Raw genomic sequence first — 17,119 nt, forward strand, 5'->3', positions numbered from 1 at the left:
CTCCCGTCGAATCGCATAGAGTTCCGTGTGGGCCCTTGCGAAAAGTCCAGCCGGGCCCGTATGACGAGAGGGGAAGCATGCCGGAATACCGGAAGGTGAGCGTGCGGCTGCGGTAGCCGCGGCTCTGCCGCCCGCGGGTGCGCGGGAAGACGGACCACTTGCAGCAGCGCGGCGACGTCGCCGCGGCTCATGACCTTCAGTGCAAATGGATTTGTTCGGACGCTGACGGGGGTGTCAGCGTCCGCGAGAGGAGAGGGACGAGGATGCTGGGACACCGGAAGGTGTGGAGGGCCGTCGCGGCCGCGCTGACTACGAGCGCGCTGCTGATGACCCCGGGAGCCGCGGACGCGCAGAGAGCGTCGTCGATGGGTGAAGGTGCACCCGTCGGCCAGAGCGGCATTCAGCTGTACAACTTCAGGGATTACCTGAGCAGCGGCTCCGGCGAGATCGTGTGTCCGGCGTCGCCGGCGCCCGCGACGCCGTACTGCACGCCGACGCTGCCGGCCAACAACGTGCTGGCGCGCATGGAGCGGCTGTTCGCCTTCCTGAAGGCGAACGACATCAAGAACGTCGAGCTTTATGGGTACCCGGGCAATCCGTTCCCGAGTGACTCGAGCCCGCAGGGCAACCTGCAGGGCACCATGGACCTGCGGGCCCTGGGCGACAAGTACGGGATCCGCTTCCCGGGTCGTCACGGCAGCCTGAACGAGAGCCGCTGGGACGCCGAGATCGCGCACGCGAAGATCCTCGGTCAGGACCACATCGGCGAGGGCAGCTCCGGCGGCGCGGGCGGTCTGGGCAGCTACACCCAGACGCTGGCCACCGCCACCCAGCTCAACAAGCTGGGCAAGCGCTCGGTCGAGGCCGGCCTCGGGCCGGCGTACTTCCACAACCACGCCGGCGAGTTCTCCACGCGGTTCATCGACGCCCAGGGCGACGGAACCAACAAGAGCGCGTGGGAGATCGTCATGGAGCGCACCGACCCGCGCTGGGTCGTCGCGCAGATCGACATCGGCTGGGCCGTCTGCGGCGCCTCGGGCCACGCGACCCCGGTCGATCCGGGCGTCGGCGCGAGCTACGTCAACCAGATGATCCAGAAGTTCGGTCGCCGGGTCGTCTCCTTCCATGTCAAGGACATGGCGGCGGGCGGCATCAGCCCGAGCTGCGGTGACAACGACCAGCGCGTGCTGGGCCAGGGCGCCATCAACTTCGCGCCGATGTTCAGCTCCGCCAAGAACAAGACGCGCTACTACTTCTCCGAGCGCGACCCGGTCGCCCTCGGCGGCGCCACGAACTTCAACCCGTTCACCAACGCTGGTGATGGCGCGAAGGCCATGCGTGGCGATCCCAAGCCGTCGCTGAAGGCGAGCCCGAAGCTCTTCCCGTCGGTCGCCAAGGGCACCCCGGCCGCGGCCAACCAGGCACCGATCAAGGTGACCAACGACGGCGACGCGCCGCTCGTGATCGCGTCGGGCTCAGGCGCGCTCAAGATCGAGGCCGACGACGCCGACGGCGGTTCCACGACGGCCGGCGACTTCGCCGTCGTCAGCGACGACTGCGCCGGCAAGACGCTCGCCCCGAACGCGAGCTGCACGGTCAACGTCGGCTTCAAGCCGACCCGCACCAACTACACGTCGGTCGCGCGCCTCGTGATCGACTCCAACAGCGACGACGGCGTCGAGCGCATCCTCATCGCCGGCGCGCAGACGCCGCCGAAGGTGCTCGTCTTCCGTGGCGCGACCGACGCGGTCAACACCGCCGGCCTCGACGCCATCAAGGCGCTCGGCACCGCGAACGACTTCCTCGTCCAGGACACGTCGGACGCGACCGCGTTCAACGCGACCAACCTCGCCAACTACCGCGCGGTGGTCTTCCTCGACAACAAGGGCGACCTGCTCAACGCCGGGCAGGAGACGGCGCTGCAGAACTACATCCAGGGCGGCGGCGGCTTCGTCGGCATCGGCGGCGCAGCCGAGGCCGAGACGGCCAACACGTTCATCACCGGCCTGATCGGCGCGCGTCCGGACTCGGCGAGCCCGACCACGGCCAGCAACCAGGTCCTGGTCGCCGGTGACCGTGCGCACCCGTCCACCCGTGACCTCCCGCTCGAGTCGACGGTCAGCGACATCTGGTACCGCTGGACCACGCGTCCGACCGGCCAGGTGCACACCGTCGCGCGCTACCGCGCTCCCGGCGCGGCGGCCGGCGACGGCACGACGACCGGCGGCACGGACTGGCCGATCTCCTGGTGCCGTGACTACCAGGGTGGCCGCTCCTTCTACACCGGCCTGGGTCGCACCGCGGCCGCGTACGGCCAGGACAACCTGAAGAAGCACCTCCTGGGTGCGATCGAGTGGGCCGGCGGCCTCGTCCGCGGCGGCTGCAAGGCCACGATCCTGTCCAACTACACGACGCAGCGCGTCGTGGACGCCACCAGCGGCAACCTGAACAACACGGGTGAGTCGCACGGCGTCGCCCCGGCCTCCAACGGCTGGGTCTTCTACATCGGCCGTGCCGACTGCCGCACCGACGCCGAGCGTGGCGCGATGATCGGCCAGGCCTCGAGCCCCCGCATCACCGACTTCGCCAACCGCAACGTCGGCGTGGGCTGCGGCACCGTCCACATCTTCGACCCGAAGGCCGCCACCGGCTCGGTCAACTCCGGCATCACCAAGGCCGGCGTCATCCCGGTCTACGGCGACCGTGGGTCAGGAGACGAGATCAACGGCAAGATCGAGACCGGTCTGCTGGGCATCGCCCCGTCCCCGGACTTCGCGACGACGGGTCACATCTACCTGCAGTACTACCCGACGTTCAACCCGGACAACCCGGTGCTGCCGGGCATGCAGGACGGCGACGCCCGTCGCATCACGAAGATCGCCCAGGCGCGCATCTCGCGCTTCACGGTGGACCTGAGCACCAAGAAGCTCAAGCTGGACTCCGAGGTCCCGATCTTCAAGTACGACGCGCAGGTCTACAGCTGCTGCCATCGCGGCGGCGGCATGGCCTTCGACTCGCAGGGCAACCTCTACGTGACGACGGGTGACTCGAACTCGTCGCAGGGCACGAACGGCTACTCGGGCAACAACCAGACCTTCAAGTGTCCGGTCGGCCCCGCGACCGAGGTGTCCAACAACCATTGCGGCACGGCCAACTTCTCGTACCGCGACGCGCGCCGCACGGCGGGCAACACGAACGACTACAACGGCAAGATGCTGCGCTTCAACCCGATCGAGCAGATCGCGGACGGGGCGAAGCCGACGGTGGGTCCGGGCACGACGTACGCGCTCCCGACCGCCTCGTCGCCGAACGGTCCCAACCTGTTCGACGGCACCGAGGGCGGCGGCGGCAAGGCCAAGCCCGAGATCTACGCCATGGGCCTGCGCAACCCGTCGCGCATGTCGATCGACCCCAAGACGGACATCCCGTACGCCGCGTGGGTCGGGCCGGACGCCGGCAACCCGTCGGCGACCCAGGGCCCGTCGACCTACGAGAGCGCGACGCAGCTCCCGTCCGCCGGCAACTACGGCTGGCCGTACTGCATGGGCAACCAGCAGGCCTACCGCGATCGCACCGCCGACGGCAACCTGCGCACGACCAACGTCGCCGGCTACGTCAACGGCGGTCCCGCCAGCGCGCCGACCCCCGGTTGGTACGACTGCAAGAACCTCGTCAACGACTCGACGAACAACACGGGCCTCACGACGCTGCCGCATCAGACGGGCACGGGCAAGGACGCCGGCACGGCGCGCCCGCACAACGTCTGGTACAGCCGCGGCAACCCGGGTGGCAACAACGGCTGCCCCGACTTCGCCCGTCCGAACGGCGCCGACACCGCGCCGGACTACGGCGGAACGCCGACGCAGAAGTGCCCGTACATCACCGCCTCGGGCGCGACCGTGTTCGACGGCCCGGTCTACCGCTACGACGACAAGGCGACCGACAACTCGGTCCGCTGGCCGGAGTACTGGGACGGCCGCTGGTTCCTGAACGACTACGGCAACAGCTCGGTCAAGCACGCGCTGCTGCTCGATCCGGCGACGGATCAGGACGGCTCGCAGCCGATCTACGCGGACAGCTTCCGCGGCGGTCTGCCGTGGGGCGCCAACTACATGGACTCGAAGTTCGGCCCGGACGGCGCCCTCTACGTGCAGGTCTACGAGGGCTTCTTCTCGACCGGCAACAACGCGGGTCTGTACAAGATCAGCTACACGGGCGGCAACGACTCGCCCGGCGCCGATCCGCAGTGGAAGTCCACGACCACCCCGCGTGAGGCCGAGTTCTCGGTCGGCGCGTCCGGTGGCGTCGCGTACGAGTGGGACTTCGGCGACAACACGCCGACGTCCGCCGCGCCGAACCCGCGTCACACGTACGCGGAGACCGGCACCTACACGGCCAAGCTGACCGTGACCTACGCCGACGGCGAGAAGCAGTCGAAGTCGATCACCGTCACGGTGGGCGCGGACTCGACGGCTCCGACCCTGACCGCGCTGATCAACGGCCAGACCCCCACGACCCGTTACACGAGCTCGCCGGTGGACTTCACCGTGCGCGCGAGCGACGGCGGCACCGGCTCGACCGGCGTCGAGTGGATCGAGCGCCGCATCGACGGCGGCGGCTGGACGCGTGCCGACAACACCGGCAACGCCGAGCCGTTCGAGACAAAGTTCCAGGTCAGCGGCGGCGGCTCGCACACGGTCGAGTACCGCGCGCGTGACCGGGCCGGCAACGTCTCCGAGCCGGTCGGCTCGACGACGTTCACGATCGACCTGCCGACGAGCGGCGGCGGCTGCCTCCCGCAGTCCGACGAGTTCACCGGCAGCGCGCTGGACTCCAAGTGGAGCGTGCTCCGCTCGGCCGGCGGTGGCCCGACGGTGGCCAACGGCAGCCTGAGCCTGCCGATCCTCCAGGGCGACCTGATCGCCGGTGACCCGCTCGCCTCGAACGTCGTCCTCCAGGACGCGCCGAGCGGCGAGTGGAGCGCGACCGCGAAGCTCGACACCAGCGGCCTCAACGCCAACGGCGAGCAGGCCGGCATCGTGATCTGGAAGGCGGAGAACCCGAACTCGTTCTCCAAGCTGGTCGCGATCCAGTCCGGCAACGGCACGCACCAGTTCGAGCACATCGTCACGCAGTCCGGGTCCGTGAACCCGCCGATCGCGTCGAGCATCACGCCGGCCCCGGGTGGCACCCTGCCCGCCCAGGTCCTCCTGCGTGCCCGCTACGACGGCACCAAGGTCATCGGTGAGTTCTCGGCCGACGACGGCGCGAACTGGACCAAGGTCGGCAACGCCGAGCACTCGGCGCCGTTCACCGGCAGCCTGCGCGTGGGCGTGGTCGCCTTCCGCGGCTCCAACGGCGGCGGCAACGCCACGTTCGACTGGTTCCGCGTGAAGTCCGGCTCGTCCGAGACGGCGCCGGTCACCTGCGCCGCGGGCTGCTCGCCGCAGTCGGATCAGTTCAACGGCACGTCCGTCGATCCGAAGTGGCAGCTGATCAACCCGGTCGCGGGCAAGGAGCCCACCGTCGGCAACGGCCATCTCACGATGCCGATCATCCGCGGTGACCTCTACGAGGGCCAGGGCACCGCCCAGACCCTTCTGCAGTCCGTGCCCTCGGGCTCGTGGGTCGCGACGGCGAAGATCGCCCACGCGAACATCAGCCAGAACGGCGAGGCTGCCGGCCTGGCGCTGATCAACACGCTCAACCCGAACAACCTGCTCAAGACGACGATCCAGTACAAGGACGACGTCGACCCGAACACGTCCGGCAACCAGCCGGGCAAGTGGGCCGAGCGGGTCCTGACGTCCAACAACGCCGCGATCACGTTGCCCCCGGCGACGGTGCCGTGGCCGAACTCGGGCGGGCTGAACCTGTCCAACCCGTACGTGTACGTCCGCTTCGTCTACGACGACGCGAAGAAGGAAGTCACCACCTGGAGCTCGGCCAACGGCACGACGTTCACGTCGTTCGGCGCGCCGATCTCGGTGACGCAGTACCTGTCCGGGGCCGGTGGCCTCCGGGTGGGCGTGTTCGCAAAGCACGACGGCTCGGCCGATGACACGGTCCAGTTCGACGCGTTCAACGTCGTCTCGGGCAACGACCCGCAGACGAGCGGCGACGACTGCGGCGGTGCCGCGGGCTGCCCGCAGACGGACGAGTTCAACGGCACCACGATCGACCCCAAGTGGTCGCTCGTGAACCCGATCTCGGGCGCCGCCCCGACGGTGGCCAACGGCCGCCTGGTGGTGCCGCTGCGTCAGGCCGACCTGTACGCGGCCACGGGCAACGCTCAGCTCCTGCTGCAGGACGCGCCGGCCGGCTCGTGGACCGCGACCGCCAAGGTCGTCCACGGCGGGCTGACCGCCGACGGCGAGGCACTCGGGCTGGGGCTGATCAACAGCTTCAACCCCAACTACTTCGTCAAGGCGACGCTGCAGTACAAGAACGACACCAACCCGAACGTCTCGGGAGCCCAGCCGGGCAAGTGGGCCGAGCGGGTGCTGACCTCCAACGGCCAGGCGATCACGCTGGCGCCGGCGACCGTGCCGTACCCGAACTCGGGCGCGCTCACGTTGCCCGGTGACTTCGCGTACGTCCGGCTCGCGTACGACGACGTGACCAAGACGCTCACCACGTCCACGTCGACGGACGGCACCACGTTCACCACGTTCGGCGCGCCGATCTCGACGACGCAGTACCTGAACCAGCCGGGCGGCTTCCGCGTCGGCGTGTTCGGCAAGCGCGACGCGAGCTCGCAGAACAAGACGGTCGAGCTCGAGTCGTTCACGATCGAGTCCGACGGCTGCGGCACCGGTGGCGACACCGCCGCTCCGCGTACCACCCACACGCTCGATCCGGCCACGGCCGACGGGTCCGCCGGTTGGTACAAGGGCAACGTGAAGGTCACGCTCGCCGCGACCGACAACGAGGGCGGCACGGGCGTCGACTACACCGAGTACCGCAAGCAGGGCACCACGGCGTGGACGCGCTACAGCGCTCCGTTCACGATCGAGGACGCCGGCAGCACCACGATCGAGTACCGCTCGGTTGACAAGAAGGGCAACGTCGAGTCCACTCGCACGGTGTCGTTCAAGATCGACAAGGCGGCCCCGACGACGAGCGCGAAGCTCAACGGCGAGGCGCCGAAGGCCCAGTACGACGGTCCCGTCGCGGTCGACCTCGATGCCACCGATGGCTCGGGCTCGGGCGTGGCGAAGACCGAGGTCCGCGTCGACGGCGGCGAGTGGAAGCCGTACGTGGAGGAGGAGACGATCCTCAACTCCGCGGCCGACCTCGCCAAGTGGGCGCAGACCGGCGCCGGCGGCCTGAACTGGGTCGACGACGCGAGCGGCGGGTACGCCCGCACGTTCTCGGGCTTCGGCATGCCGTGGTACCCGGTCAAGGAGTACGGCGACTTCGTCGTCAAGCTCCAGTGGCGTGACTCGAGCACCGGCACGAGCGGCAACGGCGGCGTCTTCGTGCGCTTCCCGGACCCGGTCGAGGCGGCAGCCCGTCCGGCGGCACAGCGTCACGCCTGCCAGGTGGGTTCGGGTCAGACCGATCCGACGTGGGTCGCGATCTTCTGCGGCCACGAGATCCAGATCAACGACAACCAGCCGTCCGAGCCGCAGAAGACGGGCTCCGTGTACAACTTCTCGGCGCTCGACTCGACGCAGGCGAAGGTCCAGCCGCGTGGCACGTGGGTCGACTACGAGATCAAGGTCGTCGGCCAGACGTACACGATCACCCGCAACGGTGAGGTGCTGCAGACGTTCCAGAACACCCCGGGCAAGACGTCCTCGCGCTCGGGTGACCCGTCGACGACGGACCGTCAGTTCACGAAGGGCTTCATCGGCCTCCAGAACCACGGCTCGAGCGACATCATCGACTACCGCAACATCCGCGTGGAGCCGCTGGACTCGGGCTCCGTCAAGAGCGGGTTCCAGGTCACCGGCAACGGCGACCACAAGGTCGAGTTCCGCTCGACGGACCTCGCCGGCAACGTGGAGACGACCAAGTCGGTCGACTTCAAGATCGGCAGCCAGCCGGCGGGCGAGAAGACCCCGCCGGTCACGACGGGCAGCCTGAACCCGGCCACGCCGGGCGCGGGTGGCACGTACAACGGCCCGGTCGACGTGACGCTGTCCGCGACCGACCCGGCTGAGCAGGGCACGGGCGGCGGCGGCACGCCGAAGACGCTCGACGTGAGCGCCTTCCCGGATCACTGGGAGCCCGACGCGCTGACCGCCACGGTCGGTGACACGGTGCGCTGGAACTTCCCGGCCGCCACGGCGGGCTCGGTGCATGACCTGTGGCTGATCAAGCCGAGCGACCCGCAGGGCTACACCGGCACGCGTCTCAGCAACAACAACGGCGGCATCGTGCTGCCGGGCGACCCGCCGATCAGCCAGACGGTCGCCGAGGCCGGCACCTACCAGTTCCTGTGCAAGATCCACGCGAACATGAAGGGCACGATCACGGTCACCGCCGGTGGCGGCGGCACCGTGCCGGGCTCGGGTGTCGACTACACCGAGTACCGCGTCAACGGCGGTGAGTGGACGAAGAAGAGCAACACGTCCAACGCCTCGCCGTTCGTGACGACGTTCAAGGCGGAAGCCGAGGGCGCGTACGCGATCGAGTACCGCTCGGCGGACAAGGCCGGCAACGTCGAGGCCACGAAGTCCCTCAGCTTCAACATCACGAAGCCGTCGGACTCGACCTCGGTGGACGCCGACCTGAACGCGCAGGTGCCGCGGGCCATGGGCATCTCGCTCGCCGGCTCGGTGACGTTCGGGGCGATCGTCCCGGGCATCGCGAAGGACTACGACGCGGGCACGACCGTCCGCGCCACGTCCAGCGTCGCGTCGTCGAAGCTGACGATCTCCGATCCCAGCTCGACGGCCACCGGCCACCTGGTCAACGGCGCGTTCGCGATGCCGCAGGCCGTCAAGGTCGGCGTCGGCGCCACCCCGGCGTTCGCTCCGCTCGGCGGCGCGTCCAGCCCGACGGTGCTCGCCACGTGGGCGCATCCGCTGGCCAACGAAGCGGTTGACCTGAAGTTCCGGCAGTCTGTCGCCGAGGGCGACCGCCTGCTGGAGGGCAACTACAGCAAGCGCGTGACGCTGACTCTGTCGGCGACCACGCCGTAGCACGCAGTTCGTCCCCGCCCCCCGCGGCACTGCCGCGGGGGGCGGGGATCTCGTCTTCTCAACCTTTTTTGGACCGACTCACCCAGCCATGACCGACGCTCTGCAACACAGAGGCACCCGGCGCCGCCGGATACGCCGCGCGCTCTACGGCGCGGTGACGGCGAGCCTGATCGCGGCCGCACCGGCCAGCGCCGACGCGGGCAGGGTGCTCGTGTTCACCGGCACCGCCGGCAGCGCCAACCCCAGCACGCCGGCGGCGGTGTCCGCCGTGCAGGCGCTCGGGGCGGCGAACGACTTCACCGTCGACGTCACGGCTGAGGCGAGTGCCATCAGCGTCACCAACCTCGCGCGGTACCGCGCGGTGGCGTTCGTCCACAGCGCCGGAGACGTGCTCGACACGGGCCAGCAGGCCACGCTCGAGTCCTACGTCACCGGCGGCGGCGGCTTCGTCGGCATCGGCGAGACCGCCAAGCTCGAGGAGGGCCAGACCTTCTTCGACACGCTCATCGGCCTGACCGGCAGCAGCCGCACGACCGGCGCGGCGACCACGCCGCAGGACGTCGAGTTCCTCGACCGCGTGCACCCCGCCTCCCGCGCGAACCCGCTCGTCTGGAAGCGCCACACGGACACGTACTACAAGTGGACCGCGAACCCGACCGGCAAGGTGCACACCGTCGCTCGCGTGCGCTTCGGCGCGCTGCCCAACGGCACGTCGATCACGAACGACACGGTCACGCAGCACGCCGGCACGGGCGACCGCATGCAGAGCCAGCAGGAGCGCGCGCTGTCATGGTGCCGCGACGTCGGGCAGGGGCGGTCCTTCTACACCGCGCTCGGCGGCACCGCGGCCGCGTACGACGAGACCGAGGTCAAGCGCCAGCTGCTCGGCGCGCTCCAGTGGGCCGGCGGCATGGTCCGCGGCAACTGCAAGGCCGCGATCGACGCGAACTACACCGCCACCCGGCTCGCGCAGAGCCCGGACGTGGTCGCGCTGACGACGGCGGACGACGGCCGCGTCTTCTCCGCCACCCGCGACGCGCTCCACGTCGGGGACGTCAAGGTCGCCGACTTCAAGGTCACGGGCGCGCACGGCGTGCTCGGCCTCGCGCTCGACCCCGCCTTCATGCAGGGCCGGCCGTACGTCTACGTGCAGTACTTCCCGTCCGGCAAGGGCGAGCTCGGCGCGACCACGACGGACCCCGCCAAGCAGCTCGGCCCCGGCCGCGACCTGATCACGCAGATGGGCGAGCGCCGCGTGTCGCGCTTCACGTACGACCAGGCCGCCAAGACGCTCGTGACCGGCTCCGAGCGCGTGATCTTCCACTGGATGACGCCGGTCTACCGCGAGGGCCGCGTCGGCGGCGCCATGGACTTCGACTCCGCGGGCAACCTCTACTTCGCGTCGGGCGACACGATCGACGGCGCCGCCAACGCGTACCGCGGCGGCTACACCAACGCGCACGAGGAGCACACGCTCCCGGGCAGCGGCGGCGAGATCTCCTTCGGCGACGCGCGCGGGACCGCGGCCAACACCAACGCCTACGAGGGCAAGCTGCTGCGGATCAAGCCGCTCGCCGACCCGGGCTCCGTGCCCGGCGTCGGGCGCACCTACTCGATCCCGGGTGAGAGCGCGCCGAACGGCCCGAACCTGTTCCCCGCGTCGGGCCTGGCGAAGCCCGAGGTGTTCGCGATGGGCTTCTCGGACGTGCGGTCGATCGACATCGACGCCAAGACCGACACGATCTCCGCCGCCTGGTCGGGCACCGGGCAGACCGCGAACGCGGTCACGTGGGGCCCCGCCAAGACGGAGAGCGCCGCGCGCATCAAGGCCGCCGGCAACTATGGCTGGCCGTACTGCGGCGCCGGCAACCGCTTCGGCTACCGCGCGACGCTGCCCGCCATCGGTGGCGGCGGGGCGGCCAACCTCGGCTGGCCCGACACGCCGCGCGGCACGGTCGGCGGCGGCGCGGACGGTGACGCGGGCGCGTTCTGGGACTGCTCGAAGGCGCTCCCGAACGACTCGCCGTTCAACACCGGCATGAAGGACATCCCCGCGCCCAAGCCGGCCAACGTCTGGTACGGCCCGCAGGGTGGCTGCTACGACTTCCCGCGCAACGCCAACGGCGTCGCGCTCTACAACGACACGAACACGTCGACGGGCACGGACACGACCCGCACGTGCCCGTGGGCGCTCGGCGGGGAGCAGTCCGTCGTCACCGGCGGCACCTACCGGCGCCCCGCCCAGCCGACGGCCGACGCCTGGCCCGCGTACTGGGACGGTCGCTGGCTCGTGGCTGACGCCGGCGCCGCGAGCGTGCACCACGCGCTGCTGATGGACCCGGCCACCGAGGCCGACGGCGGCCAGCCCGTCGCGGTCGACTCGCTCGCCGCGATCCTACCCGAGCACCTGCGCACGCTCGAGCTCGGCCGGGACGGCACGCTCTACACGGCCACGGACACCGGCGTGTGGCGCGTCGCCTACACCGGCGGCGACGACACGCCCGGCCCCGACCCGCGCTACGTGGTCCACGAGGGCACGACGGTCGTCGACTTCGACGCCGGCCGCTCCGGCGGCGTCCGCTACGAGTGGACGTTCTCCGGCGGTGGCACCGCGACCGGCGCCACCGTGACGCACGCGTTCGGCGCCGACGGCGCCCAGCAGGCGACGCTCACCGTCATCTACGCCGACGGCGAGCGCGTCAGCCGGACGATCACCGTGCAGATCCCGCCGGTGCCCGCCGCGCAGGCCAACGTCGAGCTGACCGCGGTCGTCCCGCGCACGCTCGGCCTCACGCTCGGCGCGCCGGCCACGTTCCCGGCGATCATCCCGGGTGTCGGCGCGACCTACACGGCGACGACCACCGTGACCGTGCTGTCGACCGCGTACACGTCCACGCTGCGCGTCTCCGACCGCAGCTCGGTCGCACCCGGGCACCTCGTCAACGGCGCGACGGCGATGCCGCAGGCGGTGCGCGTGCGGGTGGAGGACCAACCCTTCGCCCCGCTCTCCGCAACACCCTTGACCCTACGAACCTGGACGGACCCGGTGGCAGCGCAGACGCTGACCGTCGGCTTCCAGCAGCCGGTCGCCGACACGGACCGGCTGCTCGAAGGCCGATACGCGAAGACCCTGACCTTCGAGCTGGGGGCGACGACGCCATGAAGCGCTCACTGCCCTGGATCGTCTGCGCGATGATCGCGCTCGTCTGCGCCCCCGCGTTCGCGGTCGGGTCCCAGGAGGACCCGGTGCCGGTCGCGAACGTCGTCGTCTCCGACAGCGGGTTCCACGACGCCGCCGCGACCGATCCCGAGGACCGCACGGTCGACGTCGTGGCCGGTGGCCGGGTGAACTTCAGCTACCCGTCCGGCACCGGCGAGTACAACGTCGTGTGGGACCGCGGGAGCCTCGTGCCCGCGTCCTGCGAGCAGACCGCCGGCCCCGACTGGGGCGTCGGCACCACGCTGCCGTGGTGGACGCAGGGTCCCGGCTGGGCCGGCTTCTGCACGTTCACCGTGCCGGGGACGTACACGTACCACTCCGGCATCAACCCGGACGGCTTCAAGGGCACCGTCGTGGTGCACGCGACGGGCACGCCCACCGCGACCCCGACGGCCACCCCGACCGTCACGGCGACGCCCACGGCGACCGCCACCGCCACCGCCACCGCGACGCCGCCGACCAGCGCCCGCATCAGCGCGCACGACAACTGGTTCCAGGACGCCGCCGGCTCCGGCACCAGCGACAGCACGGTGACGATCCAGGCGGGTGGGAAGGTCACGTTCGACTACCCGGTCGGCGCGAACTACCACAACGTCGACTTCCGGACGGCGGCCAAGCCGGGCAGCTGCGTGAAGACCAAGCAGTCGCCGACGCTGCCGCTCGCCGACTCCGACACGCTGCCGCCGATGCCCGACTTCGCCCAGCCGCCCGGCTGGGAGGGCGAGTGCACGTTCGCGACGCCCGGCACCTACACGTTCGTGTGCAGCACGCACCCGACGGAGATGTCCGGCACCGTGATCGTCGAGCAGGGCGGCGGCGAGCCGACCCCGACGCCGACGGCCACGCCGACCGTCACGCCGACGGCGACCCCCACGGCCACGCCGACGCAGACCGCGTCGCCGCAGCCGACGGTGGCGCCCGGACGCCCCGCGATCCAGGCGCACGACCGGACGTCCCCGACGGCCAAGAACTGGTTCCAGGACGCGTCGAGCACCGACGAGTCCGACGCGACGGTGAACATCGCCCCGGGCGGCACGGTCGACTTCAGCTACCCGGCGGGCACGAGCGTGCACAACGTCGTGTTCGTCGACCAGCCGACGTCGTGCGTGCAGAAGACCGGCGTCGCCATCACCCCGGCCCCGCCGCTGCCGCAGTACTCGCAGCCGCCGGGCTGGTCGGGCGAGTGCACGTTCGCGAACCCGGGCGTCTACACGTTCGTCTGCCAGGCGCACCCGGCGGAGATGGAGGGCAAGGTCGTCGTCGGTGACGTCGGCGAGCCGACCCCGACCCCGACGCCGACCGCCACGCCGGAGCCGCCGCGGGACATCGTCCCGGCGAAGGTCCCGAAGCCGTGGGCGGCGATCGACAAGCCCAAGACGTCCCAGATGACCGTGGCCAAGTTCCTCGCGAAGAAGCTCACGATCAACTCCCGCTGCGTCTCGGCGGGCACGGGCACGATGACCATGACGATCGGCAACCAGCTCGCCGCGCGGCGCCTCAAGCTCAAGAAGCGCCAGGGCGCGGTGGTGCTGGCGACGGCCGACGCGACCTGCAACCAGTACGGCCGGTTCACGGTCAAGCTGAAACCGACCAAGAAGGCGCGTGACGCGCTCGAAGACTATGCCCGCTCGGTCCCGGTGACGTTGACGCTGACGCTCGCCGGCCCGATCGGGACGACCACCGCAGTGCGAACGATCACGCTGAAGGGCAAGGGGCGCCGTTAGATGGACTGGGAACACGACGGCATGACGCGGCGCTCGGCGCTGTACTACGGCGTCTCGAGCCTCGCGCTGGTGTGCTCGTTCGACTTCGACAAGCGCGCGCGGGCCTCGCGCGGCAAGACGAGCGCGGCCGTGCGCTCGCAGGCCTCGAGCGCGTTCGAGCCGTTCCAGCGCGACCTCCCGCTGCCCCCGGTGGCGCGGCCGGTGCGCGCGAGCAAGCAGCTCGAGGAGTACGTGATGGACATGAAGCCCGGGACGGCGGAGATCCTGCCCGGGCTCGAGACGCCGATCCTCGGCTACAACGGCTCGTTCCCCGGCCCGACGATCCGCGCGCGGCGCGGGCGGCCGGTGCACGTCACCCAGCGCAACCAGAGCGGGCGTGAGCTGAACGTGCACCTGCACGGCGGCGTCACGCCGCCCGAGTACGACGGGCACCCGCACGACTCGATCCCCGACGGCGCCGAGCGGCTCTACAAGTACCCGAACGTCGCCCACTCGGCGACGCTCTGGTACCACGACCATGCGCACGGCGAGACGCACAAGACGCTGTTCGCCGGGCTGGCCGCGTTCTACCTGCTCGACGATCCCGACGACAAGCACCTGGACCTGCCGCAGGGCGACTACGACGTCCCGCTGATGATCATGGACCGGTCGTTCAACAAGGACGGCTCGTTCCGCTATCGCTACGACCTCGACCGCGGCTTCCGCGGCGACACGATCCTCGTCAACGGCGCGGTCGCGCCGCGGATGAAGGTCGAGCGGCGGCTGTACCGCCTGCGGTTCCTGAACGCCTCCAACGCACGCGCCTACACGCTCAAGCTCGGCAACGGGCGCGACATGATCCAGATCGGCTCCGACGGCGGCCTGCTGCCGACCGCGGTGCGGCGCAAGGAGATCCCGATGGAGCCGGCGGAGCGCGTCGACGTGATCGTCGACTTCCGCCAGTTCGGCGTCGGGTCGAAGGTCATCCTCCACAACGAGGGCGGGGAGCCGTCGACGAGCGCGGTCATGCGCTTCGACGTGGTCAAGGCCACCGGCGCCGAGGAAGCGCGCATCCCCAAGCTCCTGCGCGAGGAGGAGGAGATCCCGGAGGTCAACGCCGAGCGCTCCTGGCCGCTGACGTTCCAGGGCCTCGCGGGCGGCGCGTCGATGTGGCAGATCGGCGGTGGCGGGTTCAACGAGATGCGGATCGACTGCCGTCCGCGGCTCGGCTCGACCGAGCTGTGGACGTGGCGCAACCTGTCCCAGCGCACGCACCCGATGCACACGCACGGCTACCACTTCCGGGTGGTCAGCGTGAACGGCAAGCAACCGCATCCGGGCGACCGCGGGTGGAAGGACACGGTCGCGGTCTATCCCAACGAGACCGTGGTCGTGCGGCCGTACTTCGACTACTACGCCGGCCTGTACGTGTTCCACTGCCACGCGGCCGAGCACGGCGACATGTCGATGATGGGCCAGATGGAGGTGGTCGCATGAAACGTGCGCTCCTCGCGGCTCTGGCCGTGCTGGCCCTCGCGCCGGCGACGGCCGACGCCGCGGTCACGCGCTTCGTGCAGGCCTACGACACGCCGACGTTCAAGACCGTCTGGTGGCCGTCGTCGCTGTCGGCGCAGACGGGCGACACGGTCACGTGGCGGCTGACGCAGCCCGGCAACACGAACGCGGCCGTGCACGACATCTGGCTCGTCCCGCCCGGCAGCACGACCGGTACCCGCCTCGGCGCCTCCTACGAGGTGGCCACCGCCAGTGCGGTCCTCGACACGGCGGGCGCGTACCAGTTCTACTGCTCGATCCACGGCGGCCTCACGCCGGGCGGCATGAACGGCGTGGTCAACGTCGGCGCCGCCGACCCGGGCGCGCCGGTCGACCCCGGCAAGCCGTGGGAGACCGGCGAGGAGCCAGCCGACCCGAACGCGCTGCCCAACGACACGAAGGCGCCGACGGTGTTCGAGGAGGGCGACAACATCGCGCCCACCCTCACGCTGCTGAAGGCCACGCCGACCGACAAGGGCGCCAAGGCCCGCGTCGAGGTCGCCGAGCCGGTGACCGTGACCGTGCGCCTGAAGAAGGGCAAGAAGATCGTGGCCACCAAGCAGGCGGCGGTCGAGCCGGGCAAGGTCAACGTGTCGGTCGCGCTGCCCAAGCGCCTGCGCGACACCGCCGCGCGCTACCGGCTCCAGGTCTGGGCGACCGACGGAGTCGACCTCGACTCGCCGATCGCCGCGGCCTGGGTCGAGTTCAAGCCCTAGCTCTCGGAGTGGTCGAACGCGGCGACGCCGCGTTCGACCTGCTCCAGCCACTCGGCGGTCGGCTGGGCGGCGTCCTCGTAGGCGTCGTGCCAGTTCTGCCAGACGTAGGGCGGGGTCTGCGGATAGCCCTCGGGTGAGTCCTCCCACGTCTCCTGCCGGCCGAGCGCGGTGATGTCGAGGTAGCTCCACGTGCCGCCCATCGCCTCATCACCGCGGTTGTCGACCAGGTAGGTGCGGAACACGCGCTCGTCGTCGCGGATGAAGGCGTTCGTGCCGTGCCACTCGTCGACGCCGAGGTCGGCGTCGAAGTCGTCGGTGAGCGTGAACCACGGGATGTGCTCCCAGCCCATCCGCGCCTTCAGGCGCGCGATCGCCGCCTGCGGAGCGCGCGAGACGAACACGAGCGTGGTGTCGCGCGCGTTCAGGTGCGCCGGGTGGGCGACCTGGTCGGCCACGTTCGAGCAGCCGACGCACGCGTGGTCGGGCCACCCGTGCACGCCGGGCTCGAAGAACGCGCGGTACACGATCAGCTGCCGGCGGCCCGCGAACAGGTCGAGCAGGCCCGCCGGGCCGTCCGGACCCTCGAAGCGGTAGCGCTGCTCGATCTCCACCCACGGCATGCGCCGGCGCTTGGCGGCCAGCGCGTCACGGGCGCGGGTGAGGCGCTTCTCCTCCACCAGAAGCTCGAGGCGCGCGGCCTCCCACTCCTGGGGCGTCACGATCGGGGGCGTCTTCATCGGGAACCTCCTGACGTCTTTGCGTAACCAAAGGGTT

6 protein-coding genes are annotated in these 17,119 nt (G+C 70.5%); 5 read left to right on the forward strand and 1 reads right to left on the reverse strand.

Going from position 1 to position 17,119, the window contains the following annotated elements:
- Positions 1-263: 263 nt before the first annotated feature.
- From C8N24_RS15345 to C8N24_RS15365, 5 genes are all read left to right on the forward strand, one after another.
- Positions 264-9,152: an OmpL47-type beta-barrel domain-containing protein gene (locus C8N24_RS15345; protein WP_121251165.1), complete on the forward strand. Its 8,889-nt coding sequence runs from the start codon at positions 264-266 to the stop codon at positions 9,150-9,152.
- 88 nt (positions 9,153-9,240) lie between these two features.
- Positions 9,241-12,315 carry a ThuA domain-containing protein gene (locus C8N24_RS15350; protein WP_121251167.1) on the forward strand — a complete coding sequence of 1,025 codons (3,075 nt, stop codon included), beginning with the start codon at positions 9,241-9,243 and terminating at the stop codon, positions 12,313-12,315.
- Positions 12,312-14,096, forward strand: coding sequence for a cupredoxin domain-containing protein (locus C8N24_RS15355; RefSeq protein WP_121251169.1), 1,785 nt, complete (start codon positions 12,312-12,314; stop codon positions 14,094-14,096). The genes C8N24_RS15350 and C8N24_RS15355 overlap by 4 nt, the downstream gene beginning before the upstream one ends.
- The gene (locus C8N24_RS15360; RefSeq protein ID WP_121251171.1) at positions 14,097-15,572 is read left to right on the forward strand and encodes a multicopper oxidase family protein; all 1,476 of its coding nucleotides are present in this window, start codon (positions 14,097-14,099) and stop codon (positions 15,570-15,572) included.
- The gene (locus C8N24_RS15365) at positions 15,569-16,345 is read left to right on the forward strand and encodes a cupredoxin domain-containing protein (protein WP_121251180.1); all 777 of its coding nucleotides are present in this window, start codon (positions 15,569-15,571) and stop codon (positions 16,343-16,345) included. The genes C8N24_RS15360 and C8N24_RS15365 overlap by 4 nt, the downstream gene beginning before the upstream one ends.
- Here C8N24_RS15365 and C8N24_RS15370 read toward each other — a convergent pair.
- Positions 16,342-17,082, reverse strand: coding sequence for a DUF899 domain-containing protein (locus C8N24_RS15370; RefSeq protein WP_121251182.1), 741 nt, complete (start codon positions 17,080-17,082; stop codon positions 16,342-16,344). The two genes, C8N24_RS15365 and C8N24_RS15370, sit on opposite strands and share 4 nt — an antisense overlap.
- Positions 17,083-17,119: the final 37 nt, after the last annotated feature.

It is taken from the genome of Solirubrobacter pauli, assembly GCF_003633755.1.
Taxonomy (GTDB): Bacteria; Actinomycetota; Thermoleophilia; order Solirubrobacterales; family Solirubrobacteraceae; genus Solirubrobacter; species Solirubrobacter pauli.